The 22,443-nt window shown below is 31.8% G+C and carries 19 protein-coding genes and 1 pseudogene; 8 read left to right on the forward strand and 12 right to left on the reverse strand.

Annotated features, from left to right (window positions below):
- The coding region (locus Q326_RS17420; RefSeq protein ID WP_034602287.1) for a UPF0236 family transposase-like protein at positions 1-212 on the reverse strand (212 nt) is incomplete at its 3' end.
- A 130-nt stretch (positions 213-342) separates the two neighbouring features.
- Between Q326_RS17420 and Q326_RS18315 the strand changes: the two genes are divergently transcribed.
- From Q326_RS18315 to yjbM, 6 genes are all read left to right on the forward strand, one after another.
- Positions 343-552: a type I phosphoribosyltransferase gene (locus Q326_RS18315; RefSeq protein ID WP_205687681.1), complete on the forward strand. Its 210-nt coding sequence runs from the start codon at positions 343-345 to the stop codon at positions 550-552.
- A 65-nt stretch (positions 553-617) separates the two neighbouring features.
- The gene (locus Q326_RS0113105) at positions 618-1,709 is read left to right on the forward strand and encodes a BMP family ABC transporter substrate-binding protein (protein ID WP_026895796.1); all 1,092 of its coding nucleotides are present in this window, start codon (positions 618-620) and stop codon (positions 1,707-1,709) included.
- Positions 1,710-1,719: 10 nt separating this feature from the next.
- Positions 1,720-3,249, forward strand: a complete 1,530-nt coding sequence (locus Q326_RS0113110; RefSeq protein ID WP_026895797.1) for an ABC transporter ATP-binding protein — start codon at positions 1,720-1,722, stop codon at positions 3,247-3,249.
- On the forward strand, positions 3,242-4,285 hold the full coding sequence (locus Q326_RS0113115) for an ABC transporter permease (RefSeq protein WP_026895798.1): 1,044 nt from the start codon (positions 3,242-3,244) through the stop codon (positions 4,283-4,285). Before Q326_RS0113110 ends, Q326_RS0113115 begins: the two co-directional genes overlap by 8 nt.
- A gap of 16 nt (positions 4,286-4,301) precedes the next feature.
- Positions 4,302-5,234, forward strand: coding sequence for an ABC transporter permease (locus tag Q326_RS0113120; RefSeq protein ID WP_026895799.1), 933 nt, complete (start codon positions 4,302-4,304; stop codon positions 5,232-5,234).
- Between the two features lie 130 nt (positions 5,235-5,364).
- Positions 5,365-6,171 (forward strand): GTP diphosphokinase, encoded by an 807-nt coding sequence (gene yjbM / locus Q326_RS0113125; RefSeq protein WP_026895800.1) that lies wholly within the window; start codon positions 5,365-5,367, stop codon positions 6,169-6,171.
- 27 nt (positions 6,172-6,198) lie between these two features.
- On the opposite strand, the gene Q326_RS0113130 is transcribed toward yjbM, so the two are convergent.
- The 4 genes from Q326_RS0113130 to uppS form a co-directional block, all read right to left on the reverse strand.
- Positions 6,199-7,248, reverse strand: coding sequence for a flavodoxin family protein (locus Q326_RS0113130; protein WP_026895801.1), 1,050 nt, complete (start codon positions 7,246-7,248; stop codon positions 6,199-6,201).
- Positions 7,245-8,492 carry a Rossmann-fold NAD(P)-binding domain-containing protein gene (locus Q326_RS0113135; protein ID WP_026895802.1) on the reverse strand — a complete coding sequence of 416 codons (1,248 nt, stop codon included), beginning with the start codon at positions 8,490-8,492 and terminating at the stop codon, positions 7,245-7,247. Before Q326_RS0113135 ends, Q326_RS0113130 begins: the two co-directional genes overlap by 4 nt.
- A gap of 5 nt (positions 8,493-8,497) precedes the next feature.
- On the reverse strand, positions 8,498-13,381 hold the full coding sequence (locus tag Q326_RS0113140) for a cytidyltransferase (protein WP_026895803.1): 4,884 nt from the start codon (positions 13,379-13,381) through the stop codon (positions 8,498-8,500).
- Between the two features lie 66 nt (positions 13,382-13,447).
- Positions 13,448-14,089, reverse strand: a complete 642-nt coding sequence (uppS, locus tag Q326_RS0113145) for a polyprenyl diphosphate synthase (RefSeq protein ID WP_026895804.1) — start codon at positions 14,087-14,089, stop codon at positions 13,448-13,450.
- A gap of 196 nt (positions 14,090-14,285) precedes the next feature.
- On the opposite strand from uppS, the gene Q326_RS0113150 reads away from it, so the two are divergent.
- Positions 14,286-15,461, forward strand: a complete 1,176-nt coding sequence (locus Q326_RS0113150) for a MalY/PatB family protein (RefSeq protein ID WP_026895805.1) — start codon at positions 14,286-14,288, stop codon at positions 15,459-15,461.
- Between the two features lies 1 nt (position 15,462).
- Here the strand turns inward: Q326_RS0113150 and sdaAA are convergent, their stop codons facing one another.
- From sdaAA to Q326_RS19105, 6 genes are all read right to left on the reverse strand, one after another.
- Entirely contained in the window at positions 15,463-16,332 is an 870-nt protein-coding gene (sdaAA, locus tag Q326_RS0113155; RefSeq protein ID WP_026895806.1) for an L-serine ammonia-lyase, iron-sulfur-dependent, subunit alpha, read from the reverse strand.
- 2 nt (positions 16,333-16,334) lie between these two features.
- On the reverse strand, positions 16,335-17,012 hold the full coding sequence (sdaAB, locus tag Q326_RS0113160; protein WP_026895807.1) for an L-serine ammonia-lyase, iron-sulfur-dependent subunit beta: 678 nt from the start codon (positions 17,010-17,012) through the stop codon (positions 16,335-16,337).
- Between the two features lie 126 nt (positions 17,013-17,138).
- Positions 17,139-18,917, reverse strand: coding sequence for an NADH-dependent [FeFe] hydrogenase, group A6 (locus Q326_RS0113165; RefSeq protein WP_026895808.1), 1,779 nt, complete (start codon positions 18,915-18,917; stop codon positions 17,139-17,141).
- 13 nt (positions 18,918-18,930) lie between these two features.
- Positions 18,931-20,829 (reverse strand): NADH-quinone oxidoreductase subunit NuoF, encoded by a 1,899-nt coding sequence (locus Q326_RS0113170; protein ID WP_026895809.1) that lies wholly within the window; start codon positions 20,827-20,829, stop codon positions 18,931-18,933.
- Entirely contained in the window at positions 20,826-21,350 is a 525-nt protein-coding gene (locus tag Q326_RS0113175) for an NADH-quinone oxidoreductase subunit NuoE family protein (protein ID WP_051531483.1), read from the reverse strand. Before Q326_RS0113175 ends, Q326_RS0113170 begins: the two co-directional genes overlap by 4 nt.
- A gap of 14 nt (positions 21,351-21,364) precedes the next feature.
- Positions 21,365-21,490, reverse strand: a complete 126-nt coding sequence (locus Q326_RS19105) for a hypothetical protein (RefSeq protein ID WP_284071444.1) — start codon at positions 21,488-21,490, stop codon at positions 21,365-21,367.
- 139 nt (positions 21,491-21,629) lie between these two features.
- On the opposite strand from Q326_RS19105, the gene Q326_RS0113185 reads away from it, so the two are divergent.
- A complete protein-coding gene (locus tag Q326_RS0113185) occupies positions 21,630-22,082 on the forward strand; it encodes a cell wall hydrolase (RefSeq protein ID WP_250160347.1) in 453 nt (150 codons plus the stop codon).
- A 157-nt stretch (positions 22,083-22,239) separates the two neighbouring features.
- On the opposite strand, the pseudogene Q326_RS0113190 reads toward Q326_RS0113185, so the two are convergent.
- Positions 22,240-22,443 (reverse strand): annotated as a pseudogene (locus Q326_RS0113190) (IS110 family transposase); the annotation flags it as partial.

Genomic DNA, 22,443 nt, shown 5'->3' on the forward strand with positions numbered 1-22,443 from the left:
TATTCAATCTCACCCATTACTGTCTTGATACATGTTTTCTTGAAACCTTTATTTCTATATATCTTCTTATCTCTTTCTTTCATTAGCTCATCATCTAGTTGATTAAGTAGCTCTGTGATTATTTCACATGCCTGACGGCAAACAAATTCATAAATCCTTTTCTCTAAATCCTTGAAATTTATATCCATTTCCTTTAAACTTATCTTATACATGTAATCACCTAACTTTCTAGTTTTCTTCGCAGATACTATTATATTGGATGATGCATGTATATGAAAGATGCCTTAAGGCATCTTTTTTATTTTTTGTCCTTTTTGCCTACTAAAATTATACTCTAAGGTAATGATAATAGATGACTTTTTAGCCAATGGAAGGGCTGTATTGGGGCTTAAGGATATAATAGAACAAGCAGGTGCAGAGTTAGTATCGGTTGGAATAGTAATTGAAAAGGGTTTTCAAGATGGTGGACAGATGTTAAGAGATATGGGAATTGATGTCCATTCTCTAGCTATAATTGAATCAATAGAAGATGGTAAGGTTATTTTTAAATAAGAAAAGACTCTAGTCTTTTCCATTACATATATAATATTTTAAATCAAAACAAAGGAGAGAAAGAAATGCTTAAAAAATCTATTTATTTAATGTTAGCTGTAGTTTTAGGTTTATCTATGGTACTTACAGGATGTGGTGGAGAGAAGGCATCAAATGATGTGAATGATATGAAGGTAGGATTTATTTATGTAGGTCCTATAGGAGATGGGGGCTGGAGTTATTCCCATAATGAAGGAAGATTATACCTTGAAGAAGAATTGGGAGTAGAGACTATTTATAAGGAATCAGTACCTGAAGGTCCAGAAGTAGAAAAGGTAATAAGAGATATGATTGATCAGGGTGCAGAAGTTGTATTTGCTACTAGTTTTGGATATATGGATTATATGGCAAAGGTATCTAAGGATTATCCAGATGTAGCATTTTTACATTGTTCAGGGTATAGAACGACAGAAAATATGGGAAATTATTTTGGAAGGATATATGAGCCCAGATACTTATCAGGTATAGTTGCAGGAATGAAAACTAAAACCAATAAGATTGGATATGTAGCAGCATATGAGATACCAGAGGTTGTAAGGGGAATAAATGCCTTTACCTTAGGTGTTAGATCGGTAAATCCTGAAGCAGAAGTGGAGGTTAGATGGACTCACACATGGTATGATCCTGCCAAAGAGAAGGAAGCAGCCAATGCATTATTAGATGAAGGTATAGATGTAATAGCACAACATCAAGATACAGCAGGTCCACAACAAGCTGCAGAGGAAAAAGGAGCTTTTTCTATAGGATATAACACAGATATGAAGGATAAAGCACCTAATGCCTATATGACATCACCTGTTTGGAATTGGGGACCCTATTATGTAAAAAATGTTAAGGCTGTAATGGAAGGAAACTGGGCTCCAGAGAGTTATTGGGGAGGACTTGAAGATGATATAGTTGAGTTGGCATCTTTGACTGAATTGGCACCAGAGGGGGCAAAAGAAAAAGTTGAAGAGGCTACCCAAAAGATTAAAGAAGGCTCTTTTAAAGTATTTGCAGGTCCAATAAAGGATCAACAAGGAAATATAAAGGTCAAAGAGGGACAAGTTCTCACTGATGAGGAATTAATATCTATGGATTGGTTTGTTGAAGGAGTAAAGGGCAAAATAAAAAAATAAGGTGATAAAGATGGAAAATTTACCATTAATATATATGGATGAAATAAGTAAAACCTTTGGCAAGATTATAGCCAATAAGAATATAACATTCAAAGTGAAATCGGGAGAAATACATTCAATACTTGGAGAAAATGGAGCTGGTAAAAGTACCCTTATGAATATACTGTCAGGCATATATAAGCCTGACAGTGGTTCTATTTATATACAAGGAGAGAAAGTATTTTTGAATTCTCCAAAGGATGCTATAGAAATAGGAATTGGTATGATACATCAACATTTTAAATTGGTAGATGTTTTGACTGCTAAAGAGAATATTATCGCAGGACAAAGGGGAACGCTCTTTATAAATGGTAAAAAATTATCTAGGGAGATAAAAAATATATCTGAAAAATATGGTTTAGAGATAGATCCTGATAAAAAAGTTTATGATATGCCTGTGGCTGAAAAACAAAGATTAGAGATACTAAAAGTTCTTTACAGAGGTTCAAAGATACTGATATTAGACGAGCCTACTGCAGTATTAACTCCTCAAGAAACGAAAAAATTATTTGATATTATACGAAAAATGAAATCAGAAGGCTGTGCTGTAATAATTATAACCCATAAATTAAATGAGGTAATGGATATAAGTGATAAGATAACAGTGTTGAGAAAGGGAGAGGCTATAAAGACATTAGAAAAAGTGGAAACAAACTCAAAAGAGTTGGCAGATTTGATGGTAGGAAGACAAGTCAATTTATCTATAAATAGAACATTTATAGAAGAGAAAAAGACTATATTAAAAGTAGAGAATATATCTGCTGTAAATAGAGATAATACAAAAATATTAAATAATATATCTTTTGAATTAAATAGTGGAGAGATATTAGGAGTGGCAGGTGTGGCTGGCAGTGGACAAAAGGAATTGTGTGAAGCCATAGCAGGTTTAAACTATATAGATGAAGGCAGTATTGTATATAAGGGTGAAAATATTGTAGGAAAATCAGCTAGAGATATTATAAATATGGGTATAAGTATGAGCTTTGTTCCTGAAGATAGATTGGGAATGGGACTAGTAGGTTCTATGGATATAGTAGATAATGTATTGCTCAAGAACTATCAAAAATCTTCTAGTATTTTGATTGATAGAAAGCCCATAAGAAATAAGTCAAAAAATATAATAGATAAATTGGGTATAGTTACTCCCAGTATGAATCATCCAGTAAGGCAGCTTTCTGGTGGAAATATACAAAAGGTTTTACTGGGAAGAGAGATAGATAATCAACCAGACCTTATGATAACTGCATACCCTGCAAGGGGACTTGATGTTGGTTCTGCTTATATGGTATATGATTTATTGAATAAACAAAAAGAGAAAGGTGTAGGTATATTATTTATTGGAGAAGATTTAGATGTGCTTCTTGAATTAAGTGATAGGATAATGGTTCTATGTGAAGGAAAGGTCACTGGTATTGTATCAGCTACTTATGTAACTAAGGAAGATTTGGGTCTTATGATGGCTGGAGAAACTTTCAAGAGAGGAAATGATATGGTTGTATAGAATAGCTAAGAAAACAGAAATGGACAATAAGAAAGTAATCATTATAAGGGTTGCTGCGGTATTTGCTGCATTATTTACATCTGGATTATTTATACTGTTTTTAAATCATAATCCCATAGAAGTTTATACCTCAATGCTCAAAGGTTCCTTTGGTTCATTATATAGGTTTAGAGAGACCATAGTAAAAACTATACCTTTAGTTATAACTTCTTTGGGTATATTGATAGCATTTAAAATGAAATTTTGGAATATCGGCGGAGAAGGTCAAATCTGTATGGGTGCTTTTATGGCCAGTTTTATAGCATTGAAATTTCCAGAAGTCCCAAAACCTATACTATTATTTTTAATGATGATATTTGGTATGATAGGTGGAGGGATATGGGCATTTATACCTGCATTTTTCAAATCAAAGTTTAGTACTAATGAAACTTTATTTACATTAATGATGAATTATATAGCTATAAAATGGATTACTTATTTACAATATGGACCATGGAAAGACGAAAATGCGTTGGGTTTTCCTAAGATTCCTAATTTTACAGATAACGCTGTATTGCCTAAAGTTTTTGGCATCCATATGGGATGGATTATAGCATTGGCACTGGTAATTATTATATATGTTTTTATTAACCATACTAAGAAGGGATATGAGATATCAGTAATAGGTGAAAGCGAAAATACAGCTAGATATGCTGGTATAGATGTAAAAAAGACGGTATTAATTGCTATATTTTTGAGTGGAGGATTATGTGGACTTGCCGGTATGATACAAGCCTCTGCGGTAAATAACACACTTTCAGTTGAGCTTTCGGCAGGTGTAGGGTTTACAGCAATCATCACTGCATGGCTTTCTGGATTAAAACCTCATTTCATAATAATGGTTTCTTTTTTATTTGCAGTTCTTACTCAGGGAGGCTCATTTATTCAAACTGCATTTGAAATACCTCAATCGGCGGCTGAAATTTTACAAGGTATGGTTTTAATATTTGTATTGGGAAGTGAATTTTTCGTCAATTATAAAATAATCAGAAGATAATATTGGAGGTCTAAATATGGATTTTGTTTCTCTTTTAAAGGCATCTATACAAGCAGGAACCCCATTATTATTTGCTACACTGGGAGAAATAATAACTGAAAAAGTGGGCAATTTAAATTTAGGAGTTGAAGGACTGATGTTAATGGGTGCCGTAGTCGGTTTTCAGGTGGGGATATTAACATCAAATCCATTCTTGGCATTATTGGGAGCCATGCTTGCAGGGGCATTTGGAGGTTTGATATATGCTTTTTTAACTGTCTCTCTCAGGGCAAATCAAGTAGTATCAGGACTATCCTTAACTATATTTGGAACAGGATTTTCAGGGTTTATGGGCAAGAGACTAATCGGAGAGGTAGTACCTTTAGAATTACAAGAGTTTTTTAAGCCCATGTATATACCAGTTTTAGGAGATATACCATTTATGGGAAAGATACTTTTTAATCAAAATATCTTTGTGTATTTAGGATATGTAATGGCAGTGGTTTTGGGATTATACTTATATAAGACTAGAGTAGGACTTAATGTGAGAATGATAGGAGAAGATCCTTCAGCAGCAGATGCCAGTGGTATAAATGTAAATCTATATAAATATATCAATATAATGATGGGAGGAGCTTTATGTGGCCTAGGTGGAGCTTATTTATCATTGGTTTATGTACCTTCATGGCAGGAAAATGTTACGGCTGGACGTGGATGGATTGCAGTGGCATTGGTTATATTTGTGACATGGAATCCGTATAAGGCATTATTAGGTGCTTATTTTTTCGGAGGATTGGATATAATAGGATTTAGACTTCAAAAGTTTGATATAAAGGTTTCTCAATATATAATAGATATGTTACCGTATATAGCCACAATATTAGTACTTATAATGGTATCTATAAAAGGAAATAAGGAATATATGGCACCAAAGGGGCTGGGAAATTCCTATTTTAGAGAAGATAGATAAAAAGCTATGGAGAATATAAAACCATAGCTTTTTATTATATTAATGAAGGATTTTATGCTTTAAAATAGAATATATATTTTAGTCAAAGCATAAGCTATTGTGAAGAAAAAGACATGAAAGTGGTGGTAACGTGATTAGAGATTGGGAGAAGATATTACTTGTATATGAACAGGCTGTTGAAGAATTAAAAATAAAGTTTAAGAGTATAAGAAAGGAATATAGAAATACAGATGAATATTCGCCCATAGAGTTTGTTACTGGCAGAGTAAAAAAAATTTCAAGCATTATAGAAAAGGCAAAAAAAAGAAATATATCTATTGATAGCATAGAAGATGGAATTGAAGATATAGCAGGGATAAGGATTATGTGTCAATTGGTAGATGATATACATAGGGTAGTTAGTCTTATCAGGGACAGAGATGGAAAGGACCTAAAAATAGTAGAGGAAAGAGACTATATAAACAATATGAAAGAGAGTGGATATAGAAGCTATCATATAATAATAAAATACCCTGTTCATACAGCATTTGGAGCGAAAGAAATCTTAGCAGAGATACAGATAAGAACCTTAGCTATGAATTTCTGGGCTACTATTGAACATTCTTTAAATTATAAGTTTAAGCATAATATACCTAAAGATATAAAAGAACGGTTAAAAACTGCAGCAGATGCTGCATTTCTCCTGGATATGGAGATGTCAGCAATAAGGGATGAAATAATGGATGCACAGCAAATATTTCAAGCAAAATCTACAATTGTAGCTAAAATTCTAAGAAATATACAATACCTATATTTTTCAGGAAAGATAGAGGAGATAGAAGATATAAGAGACAGATTTTTTGATTTAAATGAAGAGGGAGATATAAATAGATTAAAAGAATTCAATAATTATCTAGAAAAATTGATGGACAAATATAATATTAGAAAACTCATATAGTTAGTGGTTGAAGACTACTAACTATATTTATGCCTTTATTTCTTTAGATATGTTTTTGGCAAAAATCTTTGCTTTTTTTTCTATATCTGGTACATCAAAAATTGCTCCCTTGTCGTTGGCTGTAGCTGTTAATGAAAAATAGGGTGGCAGTCTAAATGTCTTATTCATATTTAATGCACTTATCAATTGTCTAGCCAATGCATCACTTCCAGAGTTGCCCGAGACTATTATGCCAAATATACTTTTATTATAGAACTTTGTCTTTCTAAATAGAGCAGTGAGTCTGTTTATTATGGCTGCTATGTTAGCAGAAAGACCATCATTATAATTGGGACATATCCAAATTATAGCATCTGATTTTAGTACTGCAGGGTAAACTTCTTCAACTATTATCCCACCATAGAAACAGCTTGTTTGATTACCATAGTGCTTACAGGTCTTATATGGACATCCTATACAATCTTTAACTGTTCCATTGGTAATATTTATTTCCTCTATTTTTTCTGTATCTAGATGTTTTCTTACCATATCCCATAAATTTAATGTATTTGAAGTCTTGCGATTACTGGAATGTAGTACTAGTATATTTGGATCTTCTACTGGAGTAGGGGTATCGGACATTAGTACTTTGGATAATTTTTCACATAGTTTTATACAAATATCTTCTAAAGAACCTTTCATAGTCTTTTGCATGGTCAATAAATTTCTTAAAGATCCTGTAGCTTCTACTATGGGTCTACCAGGGAACCTACATCCCAATTTATTGGCATGGAAAACGATATCCTGAGCGCCAGATTTAGTGAATAGTTCATTATTACTATGGGTAATAACAGCTCCGGTAGAACCTGACAAGGCATCTTTACCCCGATGCCATAGGGAAGATATTACATTATACATATCTACATTATAGCCTACATCACCTAGCTCTAAAGCGAAAAGTATTCGCTTATTTCTAAGGTCAGGTAGATCATTTTTATTATTGATTGTGACTACATCATAGGATTTTGTTGCTCCTTGTATCATTTTTACTAGCAAGTCAGATGGGTTAGGTGGACATATTAAATACATACTATTCATATTATACTTTCCAACCTTTCATATGTATTTTTAATTCTATTTTCTAAATTCTCTGGTAAAGATAGTCTTTCTAATTCTATACCTTTGGAATAGAGTAATCTATTTTTAGAACCCATAAAGACTCCTCCCATAAATGTAGCACTATAGTGCCACTGCTCTCTAATTGTGGCTAGAATAGAGAGAGAACCAGATGATAGAGCAGGTGCTATATATGGTTTGAATCCAGTATCTCTTACAGCTAGATTGGCCTTAATAGTCCTTTCTGTTAACATTAATGAGAGTTTATCATCATAGTTTGATATGCTATTTGCTATTATTAAATCTTCACCATGGGGACCAAAAGCCCTGCCATCATGAAGATAGTCCATAGTTTTAGGGCTTTGCATAGCATAATATCGGGCCCTTGCATTCATAACTCCCAAACCATATCCACGAATTTGTTCAGGAGCAAGGCCGTTAAAGTCTAATACATTATTGGAGTTTTTATTACTTTCTAAAAAGGCAACCTTGCAGAGTAAATCTACAGGGTCTGATACTACAGCAAATATACCCTTGAAACCCTTATCCCTTGCAAGTTTTGCATATATAGATATAATCTCTGAATTTTTTTGGAATTGGAACATACGCACATCTTTTACGTTTGAGTCTAAAGATGGTACCCCCGCTGATGCACAAAATATAAACATATCGCATTCAAATAGGTTATCTTTAGCGATACTTACTATATCAGGATAAGGATTATTATAAAAGGGAGCATATATTTGATTAAGTTCATGATGTAATCTATCTACTTTATTTGGAGATCTTCCATAAATACCTAAATACAATATATCTTCTCCACCTAATAATCTTAATCCTATGAGTAGAGTAGTACCCACATCTCCTAGTCCTACTAAATTAATGCGCCATTTTTTGTTATTAATTGGATTTAGCATATCTTGCCAAGAGGGATAACTTGTATTTAGGGATATGACATTAAGTGAATATATTTTATCTTCTAGCCATTGGGGAATATTATATTTTTTATTATCTTGTTTTAGCAATGACCAATCTTCATTTTCAATGAAAAGCAAAGAAGGGTCAGAAATAATAAAGGACCTTCTATTGCTTTTAGGGTCACTATCTACCAGATAGTATAATATCCCTTGATATTTCTTTGGTTGGAATTCATCAATGGGATGTAAGTCATTATATTTTTTCTGAGAAAAAAGAACTTTATCTTTGTATTTATAAAAATAAAACAAAATTATCACCTCTTTATTATGTTTTCTAATCTCTTTAGATGTTCAAGGTCATTATATAGATATTGGGAAGGCTTAAGATTTATATCATAATCTATACTTTTACCATGGTCTGGACATCTGGGAGATATAAATAATTCACTCAAATGTTTGAGAGTGAAGCTTTTCTCATTCATATTTTGGTATTCTTCTTCAATAATAGTCAACAATTCTATGGAATTATTGAGACATATTTCTGATAAATCATATATGGATTTATTGGTAGTATTTTTTATGAATTTTGGTGCCACATAAGGTAATATAAAATTAATTGAAGGGATTAAATTTCTTTCAGGATAAAAACCCCTCCATACACTGTCGCCACCAATAAAAGGATACATTGAACTTTCATTAAACCATACCCTAAGATTTGGTATGAAGTAAGCACTATCTACTTCACGGTCTTGTATGTCCATGATTTCTTTTCCTCTACCTGAAAGGATTCCTACTATAATCTTCTTTACATCTATATTTGCATTTTTTAATAGTGGATCTAGAACTTTAATTCTATATCCTTTGTTAAGTAAATCATCAACAAGTATTACAGGTCTGTTAAATGACTTAATCATTTTCATTTGGTTTTCAAGATTCATATAATGAGGGAAAGGACCTATAGTAAAATCCTTTATATTGGAATTAAATAGTTTTTCAGTATGCATAGATTTTGTAACTGTATTTGGGATTATACATCCATTCAATATGGAACCAAATGGAGTACACGTATAAGGCCCTAGATGTCTAGGTTCCAATTGCTTAGAAGGCATACCATTTATTTTACAAATTTTGTCTATCAAATTATCATATAATATATCTCTATCAAAGGAAATTAAAAGATGACCTGGATATAATTTAGATAGTGCTAATTGTAATTTTTTCCTTGTTTTTATAATTGATTCTTTTATATAGGGATTTTGTGAAAATGGATTTTTGATTATATTTTCTAAATCTAAATTCAATGTACAGGGATTTGTCATATTGACTACAAAAACAGGAGATTTTTTATCACTATATTCCAATTTTTTAAATCCATGTAGTAGTAAGAGTTCTTGGATTTTTTTATCATTATGATTGTCTAATATATCTTTAAATATGCCATAGGTATAGTCTTTTGATATGCTATATGCTAAAGTTTCTGTTAATAGAATTTGTCTTAAATTTTCAAAACCAGAATTATCATCTACAAAGATACCATCTATTAAACTAATCCTTCCGATGGAATTTTCTCTAATATATTCGGATATATTATTATTTTTGAATTCATGGTAAAGAGAAGTAGATCTGGCCCAATGAAATGCTGAGAAACCTATTATTTTATTGTCGTTACTTATATCCCTTACCAATATAAATCTTGAATTTAAATTGTCTTTTAATTTTTTTAATTTATATAGTGCATTGTCATTATTTGAGAAAAACATATGACATAGTTTTTTAATAATATTATGATCTATATGATCTATTATTTGAATTTCCAAAGATTTAGTTTGAACCAAAGTCTTATACTGTGGCTCTCTACGATAGAGTCCATTACTATATATATAATTTTGAGCTAATGGATCTATCAATTGAGATATATCTCTATTTTCATCTATATAATTTCGTATTTGTGTAGAACTTATGTCTTCATATTGGGGAGGCAAAGATAACTCTATAATATCTCCAGAGATCCTTTTCAATGATTCATCTATCTTTGTATCATCATCTTCCGATGAAAATGCACTCTTTCTTTTAAATATGATATGGTTAAAAGAGTGTATAGAATATTTATTTTGGGGTTTAGTTTTATAACTAGAAGCATTTAGTACTACATCACTACCTACAACTATATATATATTGTCATCATCAAAAGCATTTACTAGATTTTTAAGATCCATAGGATTTGTTATATTTATAGGTATATCTTCAGGGTATAAATATATATCAAGCTCATCTGCTATGGACATATTAATTATTTTGCGTCTTAAAAGATGGGGTTGAGTTCTTTTAGACCAAGAAAATTCATCTACTGATAAATAAACTTCAAATCCTAAGTTTTTTATTTCATGGGCTATCTCCTTATGACTTAGGGAAAAAGGATCAAAAGTACCAGGGAAAAATGCTATTTTTTTATTATGATTTAATGACAAAGAGCCATTGAAAAAGACATAATCTGATATAAATCTATATATATGATTAAGTGATGAAGAATTGCTTAGGAACAACAATTCACTTTCATCTTTTTCTGATAAAAGAATAAGAAGTTTTTTTGCAATAAGGGTAAATATCATATTTTTTTCTTCTAAAGTTAATTCTCTACATCCAAATATGTCTCTACCTATTACTGAGAATGCCTCTTTTTTAACTTGAAGGTCATAACTAACTATTCCATTTAATAAAATACCTATCATTTTTATTAATCTATTTTTAGATATATCCTCTGATTCTTGGAAAAACATTCTATATTTTGGATAATTTTTAATGGAGACTCCTATGGTTTTTAAAAGCAACAGCTTAATTTGTGTATTGGATTCTTTAATTTTTTCTATAAAGTCATCTAAAATTTCATTGAGTTCAACAGGATGAAGATATAACATAATTTGTCCAAGATAATTAGGTATATATTTAGTGAAATGATACCCTTGTATTTCTAAAGCCCTTAAAAGTTCCACTGTGACATCATTTTTTTCATCTATGGAAAGAAAAGGAAATATTTTAAGCAGGGCTTCTCCTGCATGACGTCTTACATTTTCCTTTGCACTTACCTTTATTAAATTACAGAAATGCATTGCAGTATGAAGACCATATTCTTCAGGGCTATATATGACTCTCTCTAAAAGCATTTCTATATGGATTTTTTTATTAACCCAGCTAGTAGCAGTTTTTAGATTTTTTAAAAAGATATCGGAAACTTTGTCCATATCATATTTATAGTAAGAGCTGTATAGATTTAATGTGTTTGAGTTTAATTCTAATTTTTTAGCAATTTTATAGGTTAAAAAGTTTTCGGCTGGATTTTCTGACTTTTGTGGTTCTGTACTTAGGGTTTCCTTTAATCCCAATACAAATTTACTTTTATTCTGCAATCTGAAGAGTATATTATATATATTTTCTAGATTTGATAATCTTAATTCAATATTATCACTTCTAAATATACCCATTATAAAATTAAATAGGGGCTCAAGATCGCCATTATTAAATCTATTTATGGGTATATGCTTTATGGTTTGCAATAAATAAAACTTTATTTCATCATCCTCATATTTAGACTGTTTATAATACTTCATTAATATATTGTTGTAGGATGATTTTAATTCAGTATTACAGTGCTTAAATAAAGAAGAAACCATAATCTCTAAGCTGTATCCTATCCACTCCTTATGGACTTCAATGATCTTATGATCAGGATGCAAAAAGAGGTGTATATACTCGTCTAATAATTCACAGCTAGTTATACTGGGAGGATCTAATTTTACATCATTAGGTACTTCTTTTCTGTATTCTTCATCAAAAGTGGCTATTAATGAACCAATTAATTCAGCTGATTGTTTTCTTATGTCGTCTTCTGGATGTATCAATAGTTCATAAAGAAAATTTAAAGTAATGAGTTTTTGTTTTTGAGCTAAATAAGTGGAGTATTCTTTGAATGTTTCAAGATATCCCCTTAGATTCTTCCAATCATTTTCACTGCGGGCTGTTTCTAATATTAATCCTAAAGAAGACTCATCTCTTAATTTATACATCAAATTTATATTATGATCAATGGATAGATATTTTATGTTTTCTATTACATCTTGATCCTTCATAAGGGCAAAATGTTTTCTTTTGTTACTAAGAAGTATCGGTTTATCTAATGATACATTAATCCCTAAATCGATCATATAATTTTCAAAGTCTTTTAATTTACTATAAACCTTTTTATATCTTTTCTCTTTTTTTTCATCTACATTATCTAATTTATCTAAAATTATTTGAAAGGAATCAGTTAGGGAGTAGATATGCATTTCAGGTTTATGTCCAGTTAGCTTATTTTTTACTCTAAAATCAGAATATATAAGTACTAAAGATTCTAAAGATAGATTTTCTAATTCTAAATCCCAAGTAGAATGGTTTGTTGCAATATGTCCAATATAAGTTATATCGTATTTTTTAAACCATATATCAGTGTAGTAATAGTGTAGATAAGGGACCCTTTGACTTTCAGAAGGTTTGCAGCCATATTTACCTATATCATGACCAGCAGCAGCTCCAGAGATTCTCCCTAGATCAATAGGTTGTCCTAATTTCTTTAGCTGTCTCGAAATAAACATGGCCAGATAGTGGACCCCTGAAATATGGTCTAGTGTATTATGCCCAGTTACCTCTTGGCTAAGTTGCATCATTTCATGAATATAATTATCTAAAAATATATCTTTAAATTTAAGATATTCTTCTGGGTCTTTAAGTTCTTTTTCTTCCTCACGAGTTAAAGATTGAAGTGGAAATTTTAATGTGTTCTTAAAGTGTTTTTCTCTGAAATACATTATACTTCTTAGAACTTTAAGATATACAACAGAAGGTATTTCTAATTCCTTTTCTAATGTAATTTCTACAGCATTAGGAAAAGATTTATTTAATGTAAATTGGTATATATAATATAGCCAATTATTGGGTTCTTGTCCTTTGGAAAGGTCTGACAATATAGGAGAACACAACTTTTCTATGGATTTACAGTCAAAGGACTGATTACTGATAATGTCCTCTAATCCCTTAATAAAAGCAGGTAATTGAATAAATTTTCTTATTTTATTAAAATCATTGACAGATTTAGATTTAATTTCAGAATTTTGGAGTCTATTAGATATGTCAGTATAAAGCATTAGTGCCATTGAATCAAGCATAACTTTGCCCCCTTATTTTGAAATTTCTTAATATAAATTATATAATATTTTTTTATATATTTCCATTTATCCTCCTAAAGTTATATCTTGATCATCATACCACCTTAGTGCATTTAATACATGTTCATATTTAAAATCAGGCCATAGCTCATCTACAACATAAAAATCAGAATATACCGATTGAATAGGTAGAAATCCGCTTAATCTTCTACGCCCACCCCATCTAATTATTAAATCTACTCTGGAGATATCCTTTGATTTAATAGAACTTAGCGGAGATTTGTTTTTTTTATTTTTAGAAAATACACCTTTTAGATCCCATTGCCAACCATAATTGACAAGGAAATTCACCTTTATTCCACCATCACCTATTTTTCTGCGATGTGTATAAGGGATTAGTTCTTTAGGGAACATCTTAGATTCAGTATTGCCTATTACTAATAGATCTGCATTTTCCCTTTCAATCATTTTAACGGCATCTACACAGGCCTTTGTAAATGCAATAGTTTGGACCTTTGGTCTTTTAGTATTGTCTACAGTAAATCCATAATAGGTTAGTTCTTTAATACCAAGGGCCTTACAAAATTTAAATAATTTTAATCCTGGATCAAGTCCCTCTTCATAGCCTTGTTCTTTTTTTAAATCCTTAGATACTGCCCATCTTCTATTTCCATCGGGAATTATACCTAAATGATTTGGAATCCTCATATTGATGACCTCCTATTTTAATAGTACATATGAATTTAGTGGTACTTTATCTAATTATTATTGACAATATCTATTGAAATATACTCATACTGAGAAGTGATTTAAAGGGATTTAAGATTTGCTAAAATAAAGAGGTATTTATTTTTTATTATAGAATTAAATAATTAAATAGAAAATTAAGGGGGACTTTAAAATTATGGGTTTCAATTTCGATAAGGGTATAGATAGAAGAAATACTAACTCTATAAAATGGGATTTTGTTAGCAAATATTATGGAACAGATAATGTGCTACCTATGTGGGTTGCAGACATGGACTTTCCAGCGCCTGAGCCTGTGAAAAATGCCATAAAAAGAAGGGCAGAGCATGGAGCATATGGATACACTGATATGGCAGAGTCTTTTTATGATTCCATAATTGGTTGGATGAATAGGAGACATCAGTGGAATATAAAAAAAGATTGGATAGTATATACCCCTGGAGTAGTGCCAGCAGTAAATATGGCAATAATGGCATATACTAACCCTGGTGATAAAGTAATTATTCAATCTCCTGTATATTTTCCTTTTTTTGAAGCTGTAAAAAGTAATGAGAGAGAACTTATAGATAATCAACTTGTGCTTAAAAATGGAAGATATGAAATGGACTTTGAAAATCTAGAAAAAAATATAGATGAAAAAACTAAATTACTCATATTGTGCAGTCCTCATAATCCAGTGGGAAGGGTATGGAGTAAAGAAGAATTATTGAGACTGGGAGAAATATGTATTAAAAATAATATAATAATTGTATCTGATGAGATTCACTCAGACATAATATATGGAGACAATAGGCATTTACCTTTGGGATCATTGTCAGATGAACTTCTAAACAATACAATTACTTGTATGGCTCCCAGTAAGACATTTAATGTTGCAGGGCTTGCTGCTTCGGCTATTATAATACCAGATAAGGTCCTTCGTACCAAATTTAAAGACATAATAAATAGGGTACATATAGGGATGGCAAATACCTTTGGAGCTGTGGCATTAGAGGCGTGTTACAATCATGGAGAGGAATGGCTTGAGGAATTGCTAAACTATCTTCAAGAAAATGTCCTTTATGTAGAGAAGTTTATAGAAAAAAATATACCTGAAATAGGGGTAAAAAAACCAGAAGGTACTTACTTAATGTGGTTAGATTTTAAAAAGTTAGGATTTAATGCTAAGCAATTAAAGGAATTTATGATAAAAGAGGCCAAAGTTGCACTAAATGATGGTATAACCTTCGGTCCCGGTGGGGAAGGATTTCAGAGAATGAATATTGCATGTCCTAGAAGTACCATAAAAGAAGGCCTTGAAAGAATAGAGAGGGCAGTAAGGGGTAAATTATAATTCACCCCAGGATTTTATTTTTAATTTTGACTCCTGTTTCTGTTGCTGCAACACCTCCCAGTGCAGTTTCTCTTAAAGTTACTGGGAGGGATTTACCTACTTTGTACATTGCGTTTACTACCTCATCAAAGGGAATAATACTTTCTACCCCTGCTAATGCTAAATCAGCAGATATCATTGCATTGATTACTCCCGATGCGTTTCTTTTGGCACATGGGGCCTCAACTAGTCCTGCAATAGGATCACATATTAGACCCATTATATTTTTTAGAGCAATACTAGCGCTATGTAGGGCCATTTGGGGAGTACCTCCTGATAATTCTGTAAGTGCAGCTGCAGCCATAGCTGCTGCAGAACCACATTCAGCTTGACAACCACCTTCAGCACCAGAAAGTGTGGCATTTCTAGCTATTATTTGTCCTATACCTGCTGAGGTAAGCAGTCCATTAACCATTTCTTCTTTACTAAGATTCAATTTTTCTCCTACGGTAATTATTGCTGAAGGTATTATGCCACATGATCCAGCTGTAGGGGCAGCACAAATTTTGCCCATAGATGCATTTACTTCTGAGCATGAAAAAGCCATTGCCATTGCCATATTGATAGTTTTACCACATAGGGTAGCATTATTTTGACTGTACTCCTTTACCTTTTTTGCATCTCCACCAATTATTCCTCCTATGGAATCAATTTTTTTATCCAAGGCCTTTTTAGATGAGTTAATCATAACATCAAGATTAGATTGCATTCTCTGTTTTATTTTTTCAGGGGTTGTATCTTGTTCTTTAGCTTCTTGTATAAGAATAGCTTCTGATATACTTATGTTTCTATCTCTTGTAAATTGCAATAATTCTTTTCCATTGGCAAACATTTTTATCGCTCCTTAATGGGATTAATAGATTTGACAGATAATACATTATAAACACTATTAATTTTTTCAATCATATCATTGGGAATGGAACTATCTAATTCAATAACCATAGAGGCTTCAGTACCTTTACCTCTACGATTAACTTTCATGGTTGCTACATTTATATCATACTGGGTTAATATGGAAGTCACACCACTTATAACACCTTTTTTATCATTTTGTCTGATGAACAATGTGGGATAGTCTCCAGTAAGTTTTACAGCATAACCATCTATTTCAGTTATAATTATATTGCCTCCTCCTATTGAAGAGCCTATGACTTCTACTTTTTTACCGTCGATTTTATGGAAGATGATTTTTGTAGTGTTGGGATGGAAAGCATCATTTTCTTCTTCATGAAAGGATATTTCAATATTGGAATTTTTAGCTATGTCAATAGAATTTTTTAGCCTTTCATCTGAAGGTTCCATGCCTAATATACCTGCAACTAATGCCCTATCTGTACCATGTCCTTTATAAGTTTTTGCAAAGGAACCATATAAATAAAATTCAACACGATTAAAATCTGTACCAGCTATATACCTTGCCACCTTACCTAATCTAGCTGCTCCTGCAGTGTGGGAACTAGATGGCCCAATCATAATAGGACCTAATATGTCAAAAACACTGTATTGATTCATAAAAACAGCCCCTTTATTATTTACTTAATTATAATCTAAGTATATCATCGGAAGGATATATTATACAATAAAAAGCCCACAGCTTTAAACTCAATATTTAAAGCTATGAGTCCAGAATAATATCTTTCAACTTAAATAGGGATATTTACCCCTTTCTACAAATGAAGTGTGAAGATATTTTTTGGATATAGGAGATAGAGGTTTTATAAGGAATTCTTCATAAATTTGTTTTATTCTAGGATTTTCATGGGAATATCTGATTTTATTTTTTCTATCTATATTGTAAAGGGCATCGGTCCTGTTGTGTCTATATCCTAGAGAAAGATATTTGTAATCTCTATTGGCAAGTATAGGTTGGCCACCTCCACCTACACAGCCTCCAGGACATGCCATAACTTCCATATAATCAAATTCTTTTTTACCGCTTTTATGCATCTCCAAAGCCTTTTTTGCATTTCCAGTGCCATGGGCTATGGCTATAGTTAGGGGTTTATCCCCTAAAACAACTTTTCCATATTTAAGACCTGATTGACCTCGAGCATCATCAAAGTCAGGTACTTCCATATCATCTCCAGACAATATTTTATGGGCAGTTCTTACTGCTGCTTCTAATACTCCTCCTGTAGCTCCAAAAATAGTACCAGCTCCACTAAACTGATTAAAGGGTTCATCATAATTGCCATCAGGAAGATTGGGAAAATCTAGTCCTGATTGTCTTATCATTCTACCCAATTCTCTAGTAGTCAGTACATAGTCTACATTTCTAAACCCATCAGATACCATCTCAGGTCTAGCAGCTTCATATTTTTTGGCAGTACAGGGCATTATACCTACATTTATAATTTTTTTAGGAGGTATATTATACTTTTGGGCATACCAAGTTTTAGATAATACACCGCACATTTCGTGGGGAGATTTAGTAGTAGATAGATTTGGAAGAAATTCTGGGTAAAAATGTTCCGCAAATTTGACCCAACCAGGACAACATGAGGATAATAACGGTAGATGAGTAGGGTTTTTAATAACTCTTTCCACTAATTCATTAGCTTCTTCCATTATAGTTAGATCAGCAGTTACATCAGTAGCAAAAATTTTATCAAATCCCATACGCTTTAATGCTGTAACCATTTTACCACCAACAAAAGATCCTATGGGCATGCCAAACATTTCACCTAGTGTAACTTGAATAGAAGGTGCAGTTTGAACCACTACATGTTTCTCTGGATCATGTATAGCGGTCCATACATCATTTATGCATTCTTTTTCAGTTAATGAGCCAGTGGGGCATGCAATGATACATTGACCACACATTATACAGGAGACGTCTGCTAAATCTTTTTGAAATGCTGGAGCAATTATAGTGTCCAGCCCTCTATTTATTGGTGAATAGACATTACATTCTTGTATTTTACTACATATAGCTTCACACCTACGACAATTAATACATTTATTATAATCTCTAGTTATAGCAGGGTTATTATCATGATAACCATAATCTTGTACTTCTCCAGTAAAGGGTATATTTCTTATACCTAAGCTATCTGCTAAGTTTTGTAGCTCGCAATTTAAATTTCTAATACATGTGGTACATTCTCTGTGATGATTTGAAAGTAATAATTTTACTGCAGATTTTCTAGCTTTTAGAACTTTTTTAGTATTAGTTCTTATTTTTAGTCCTTCTCTAACTGGATATACACAGGAGGCTTGTAGATTTTTCATACCTTCTATCTCAACGACACATACTCTACATGCACCAATTTCATTTATTTCCTTAAGATAACATAGACTGGGGATTTCTATATTTACAGACCTTGCTGCCTCTAAAACAGTGATATCGTTAGGCACACTATATTTAGTACCGTCTATCTCTATATTGACCATTTCTTTCTGGGATTTATTTTCCATATATTTATCACCTCTATACTTTGTGTATGGCATCTACAGGACATTTAGGAATACAAGCTCCACATTTAATGCATAAATCTTGATTTATATTAAAGGGGGGCTGTTTATGTTTACCATCTATTGCATTTACGGGACATACTCTGGCACATATTCCACATGCCACACATTTGTCATCTATTATTTCTATATTTAATAAATTGTTACATACTCCAGCGGGACATTTCTTATGTTCTATATGTTCCAGATATTCATTCTTAAAATATTTCAGAGTACTTAATATTGGATTTGGAGCCGTTTGACCTAGACCACATAAGGATGAATTTTTAATATCATAACATAGGGATTCAAGTATTTCTAAATCTTTTAATTCTCCTTTTCCACTGGTTATTTTCTCTAATATTTCCAGCAATCTTTTAGTGCCTATCCTACATGGAACACATTTACCACAGGATTCATCTTGTGCAAATTGCAAATAAAACTTGGCAATATCCACCATACAATCTGATTCATCCATTACTATTAATCCACCTGATCCCATCATAGATCCCACATCGGTAAGGGATTTAAAATCTATTTCTGTATTTAAAAGAGACTTAGGAATACATCCACCTGATGGGCCACCAGTTTGAACGGCTTTAAATTCTTTATTGTCATGAATTCCGCCACCAATTTCATATATTATAGTATTTAGAGTGGTGCCCATAGGCACCTCAATAAGTCCCGTATTTTGTATTTGTCCAGCTAGTGCAAATACTTTAGTGCCTTTACTGTCTTTAGTGCCTATACTAGAATACCATTGTGCACCCTTATCTAATATAACAGGTATATTTGCATAAGTTTCTACATTATTATTAAGGGTAGGCATTTCCCAAAGACCTACTTCAGCAGGGAATGGTGGTCTTGGTCTTGGCTCACCTCTTAATCCCATAACTGACTGTATTAAGGCAGTTTCTTCTCCACAGACAAAGGCTCCAGCCCCAAGTCTAATATCTATATCAAATGAAAAATCACTACCTAATATATTTTGGTCTAAGATGCCAGACTTTTTAGCTTGTTCTATAGCAATCTCTAGTCTTTTTACTGCTATGGGATATTCGGCTCTAACATATACGTAGCCTTGAGATGCTCCGATGGAATAACCAGCTATGATCATAGCTTCTATTACACTATGGGGATCACCTTCTAATATAGATCTATCCATAAATGCACCAGGGTCACCTTCATCAGCATTACATAGAACAAACTTTTTTTCTTCTTTATACTGGGAGGCATATTCCCATTTTAATCCAGTAGGGAAACCTCCTCCTCCACGACCTTTTAATCCAGATTTTTTTATTTCATTAATGATATCTGTCGGGGAAATATTATTTTTCAATATATGTGCAAGGGGTTTATACCCATCTACAGCTATGTATTCATATATATCTTCAGGATTAATAATGCCACAATGCCTTAATGCGATTCTCATTTGATGGTTAAAAAAATCTATTTCATCTATTTTTTCTTGTACTGTATTATCTTTTGGAGATTTGTATAATAGATTTTGTACTACTGTATTATTTAATATATGTTTTTCTATAATGTCCTCAACATCTTCAGGAGAGACTTTACAATAAAAAGTTCGTTGGGGATGTATGACTAATATGGGTCCCATCTTACAGAATCCAAAACAACCTGTTTTGAATACTTTAACTTTTTTTTCTATTTTTCTCTTTTTTATTTCATTTTCTAATTTGTCGATAATCAAGTGACTTTCTGAAGAAGAACAACCAGTTCCTGTGCAGACTAATATATGGTATTTATCTAATTCTTCATCTAATCTATACTCATTAAATCGTATTTTGATTTTTTCTTTATAACTATTTCTAATATTCTCTAATTCTTTAAAATTAGTTATGGGATTTATATTCATTGCTTCATCTCCTTAGATAATTGAGATTTCTTGTTGTCGTCAAGATATTGGTACAATATATTTGGAATATCTGAAGGGCTTAATCGTCCATAAACTTTATCATTTATAGTTATAACAGGGGCTAGTCCACAAGCCCCTATACACCTTGTTGCATTTAATGTAAACATGCCATCCATAGTTGTTTCCCCTACATCTATTTGTAACTCTTTTTTTATGGATTTTAATATTTCTTCAGCACCTTTTACGTAACAAGCAGTACCTAGACAGACAGATACTGTATATTTTCCCTTTGGTGTTTGAGAAAAAAGGGAGTAGAAAGATACTATTCCATTTATTTTAGAGATGGGGATATTGAGTTTATATGATATATAAGACTGAACATTTAATGGGAGATATCCAAAAATATCTTGGGATTTTTTTAGTATTGTAATTAACATACCTTGCTGGTTTTTATATTTATCTATAATATTATTTAATTTTGCAATTTTATTAGGTTCTATTTGAAACTTTTCAACATCCATTTTATATCTCCTTACTATTTTTTAAATGCTATAATGTAATATTTATTGTCAAGTTTCTTTTCTAAATCCTTGATTTCATTTACTTCATTAGGTTTCATATTAGCTAATGGTACTTCATTTAATTTGTTTTTCATTTCCATAACAACACACTCCTTTTTAATTTAGTTAACATTATTATCTGATATAAGATTAAATTTATTCTAAATTTTAATTTCTTTTATTTGTATCAGTTTTGAAAAAAAATAAATATATTAATAGTAGCAGTAGTTCTAAAGGGAGGTGAACTTATTGGCTTATTCCAATAGAGAATTATTAGCTAGAATTATTAAATGTGAGGCAGGAGGAGAAGGGGAAAAAGGTATGAAGGCAGTAGCTACAGTAGTAATGAATAGGGTACATGTATCATATGGTGAATACCAGAGGGTTTGTCAAGGTGACTTAAGGAAAGTAATATATCAAAAAGGACAATTTGATTGTGTAAGAGGTACTATACGAGGAGTGGCAAATCCTCAGACTATTTGGGCTACACCTCCGGAACAAATCCATTATGATATAGCCGACTGGGCATTGGCAGGAAATAAATTATGGAATATAGGAGAATCTTTATGGTATTTTAATCCCTTTAGACCCATTTGTCCCAATACATTTCCCTATAATGGCACAGGAAGACTTAATAGTAGAATAGTTGAACACTGCTTTTATGACCCAACAGAACTATATAGCCAAACATAATTTTAAAGATTAAAGTCAAAGAAAGACCAACTATTAAAAGTCAAGTCATTAAATAAAATAATTTTTAGAATTTTAATATTTAAAAAGAGCACAACAAATAAGACTTGTAAATTACAAGAGTTTAAAAGATAGTATTTAAAAATAAGATAAGTTAGATTTATTCATTTAGCCTTACTTCATAAGGAGCCTGATTTTTAAGCACAGCGTAAATAATATTGCACATTTTTCTTGAAACAGCACCAATGCAAGTAAGGTGGTGTTTACCTTCACCACGTTTCTTAAGATAATAAGCATTTAGTACAGGGTCATTAAAAGAAGCTACTAAAGCAGCTTGAAACAAGGCTTTCCTTAAATAAGGAGA

It is taken from the genome of Clostridiisalibacter paucivorans DSM 22131, from assembly GCF_000620125.1.
Classification (GTDB): Bacteria; Bacillota; Clostridia; order Tissierellales; family Clostridiisalibacteraceae; genus Clostridiisalibacter; species Clostridiisalibacter paucivorans.

What these genes read in the sequence shown, in the direction of transcription:
- Q326_RS18315 (WP_205687681.1), top strand. Translation starts at nt 343, where the DNA reads ATGATAATAGATGACTTTTTAGCCAATGGAAGGGCTGTATTGGGGCTT.
- Q326_RS0113130 (WP_026895801.1), bottom strand. Translation starts at nt 7,248, where the DNA reads ATGAATAGTATGTATTTAATATGTCCACCTAACCCATCTGACTTGCTA.
- Q326_RS0113140 (WP_026895803.1), bottom strand. Translation starts at nt 13,381, where the DNA reads ATGCTTGATTCAATGGCACTAATGCTTTATACTGACATATCTAATAGA.
- Q326_RS0113175 (WP_051531483.1), bottom strand. Translation starts at nt 21,350, where the DNA reads ATGGATGTTGAAAAGTTTCAAATAGAACCTAATAAAATTGCAAAATTA.
- uppS (WP_026895804.1), bottom strand. Translation starts at nt 14,089, where the DNA reads ATGAGGATTCCAAATCATTTAGGTATAATTCCCGATGGAAATAGAAGA.
- Q326_RS0113150 (WP_026895805.1), top strand. Translation starts at nt 14,286, where the DNA reads ATGGGTTTCAATTTCGATAAGGGTATAGATAGAAGAAATACTAACTCT.
- sdaAB (WP_026895807.1), bottom strand. Translation starts at nt 17,012, where the DNA reads ATGAATCAATACAGTGTTTTTGACATATTAGGTCCTATTATGATTGGG.
- Q326_RS0113110 (WP_026895797.1), top strand. Translation starts at nt 1,720, where the DNA reads ATGGAAAATTTACCATTAATATATATGGATGAAATAAGTAAAACCTTT.
- Q326_RS0113120 (WP_026895799.1), top strand. Translation starts at nt 4,302, where the DNA reads ATGGATTTTGTTTCTCTTTTAAAGGCATCTATACAAGCAGGAACCCCA.
- Q326_RS19105 (WP_284071444.1), bottom strand. Translation starts at nt 21,490, where the DNA reads ATGGAAATGAAAAACAAATTAAATGAAGTACCATTAGCTAATATGAAA.
- sdaAA (WP_026895806.1), bottom strand. Translation starts at nt 16,332, where the DNA reads ATGTTTGCCAATGGAAAAGAATTATTGCAATTTACAAGAGATAGAAAC.
- Q326_RS0113105 (WP_026895796.1), top strand. Translation starts at nt 618, where the DNA reads ATGCTTAAAAAATCTATTTATTTAATGTTAGCTGTAGTTTTAGGTTTA.
- Q326_RS0113165 (WP_026895808.1), bottom strand. Translation starts at nt 18,917, where the DNA reads ATGGAAAATAAATCCCAGAAAGAAATGGTCAATATAGAGATAGACGGT.
- Q326_RS0113170 (WP_026895809.1), bottom strand. Translation starts at nt 20,829, where the DNA reads ATGAATATAAATCCCATAACTAATTTTAAAGAATTAGAGAATATTAGA.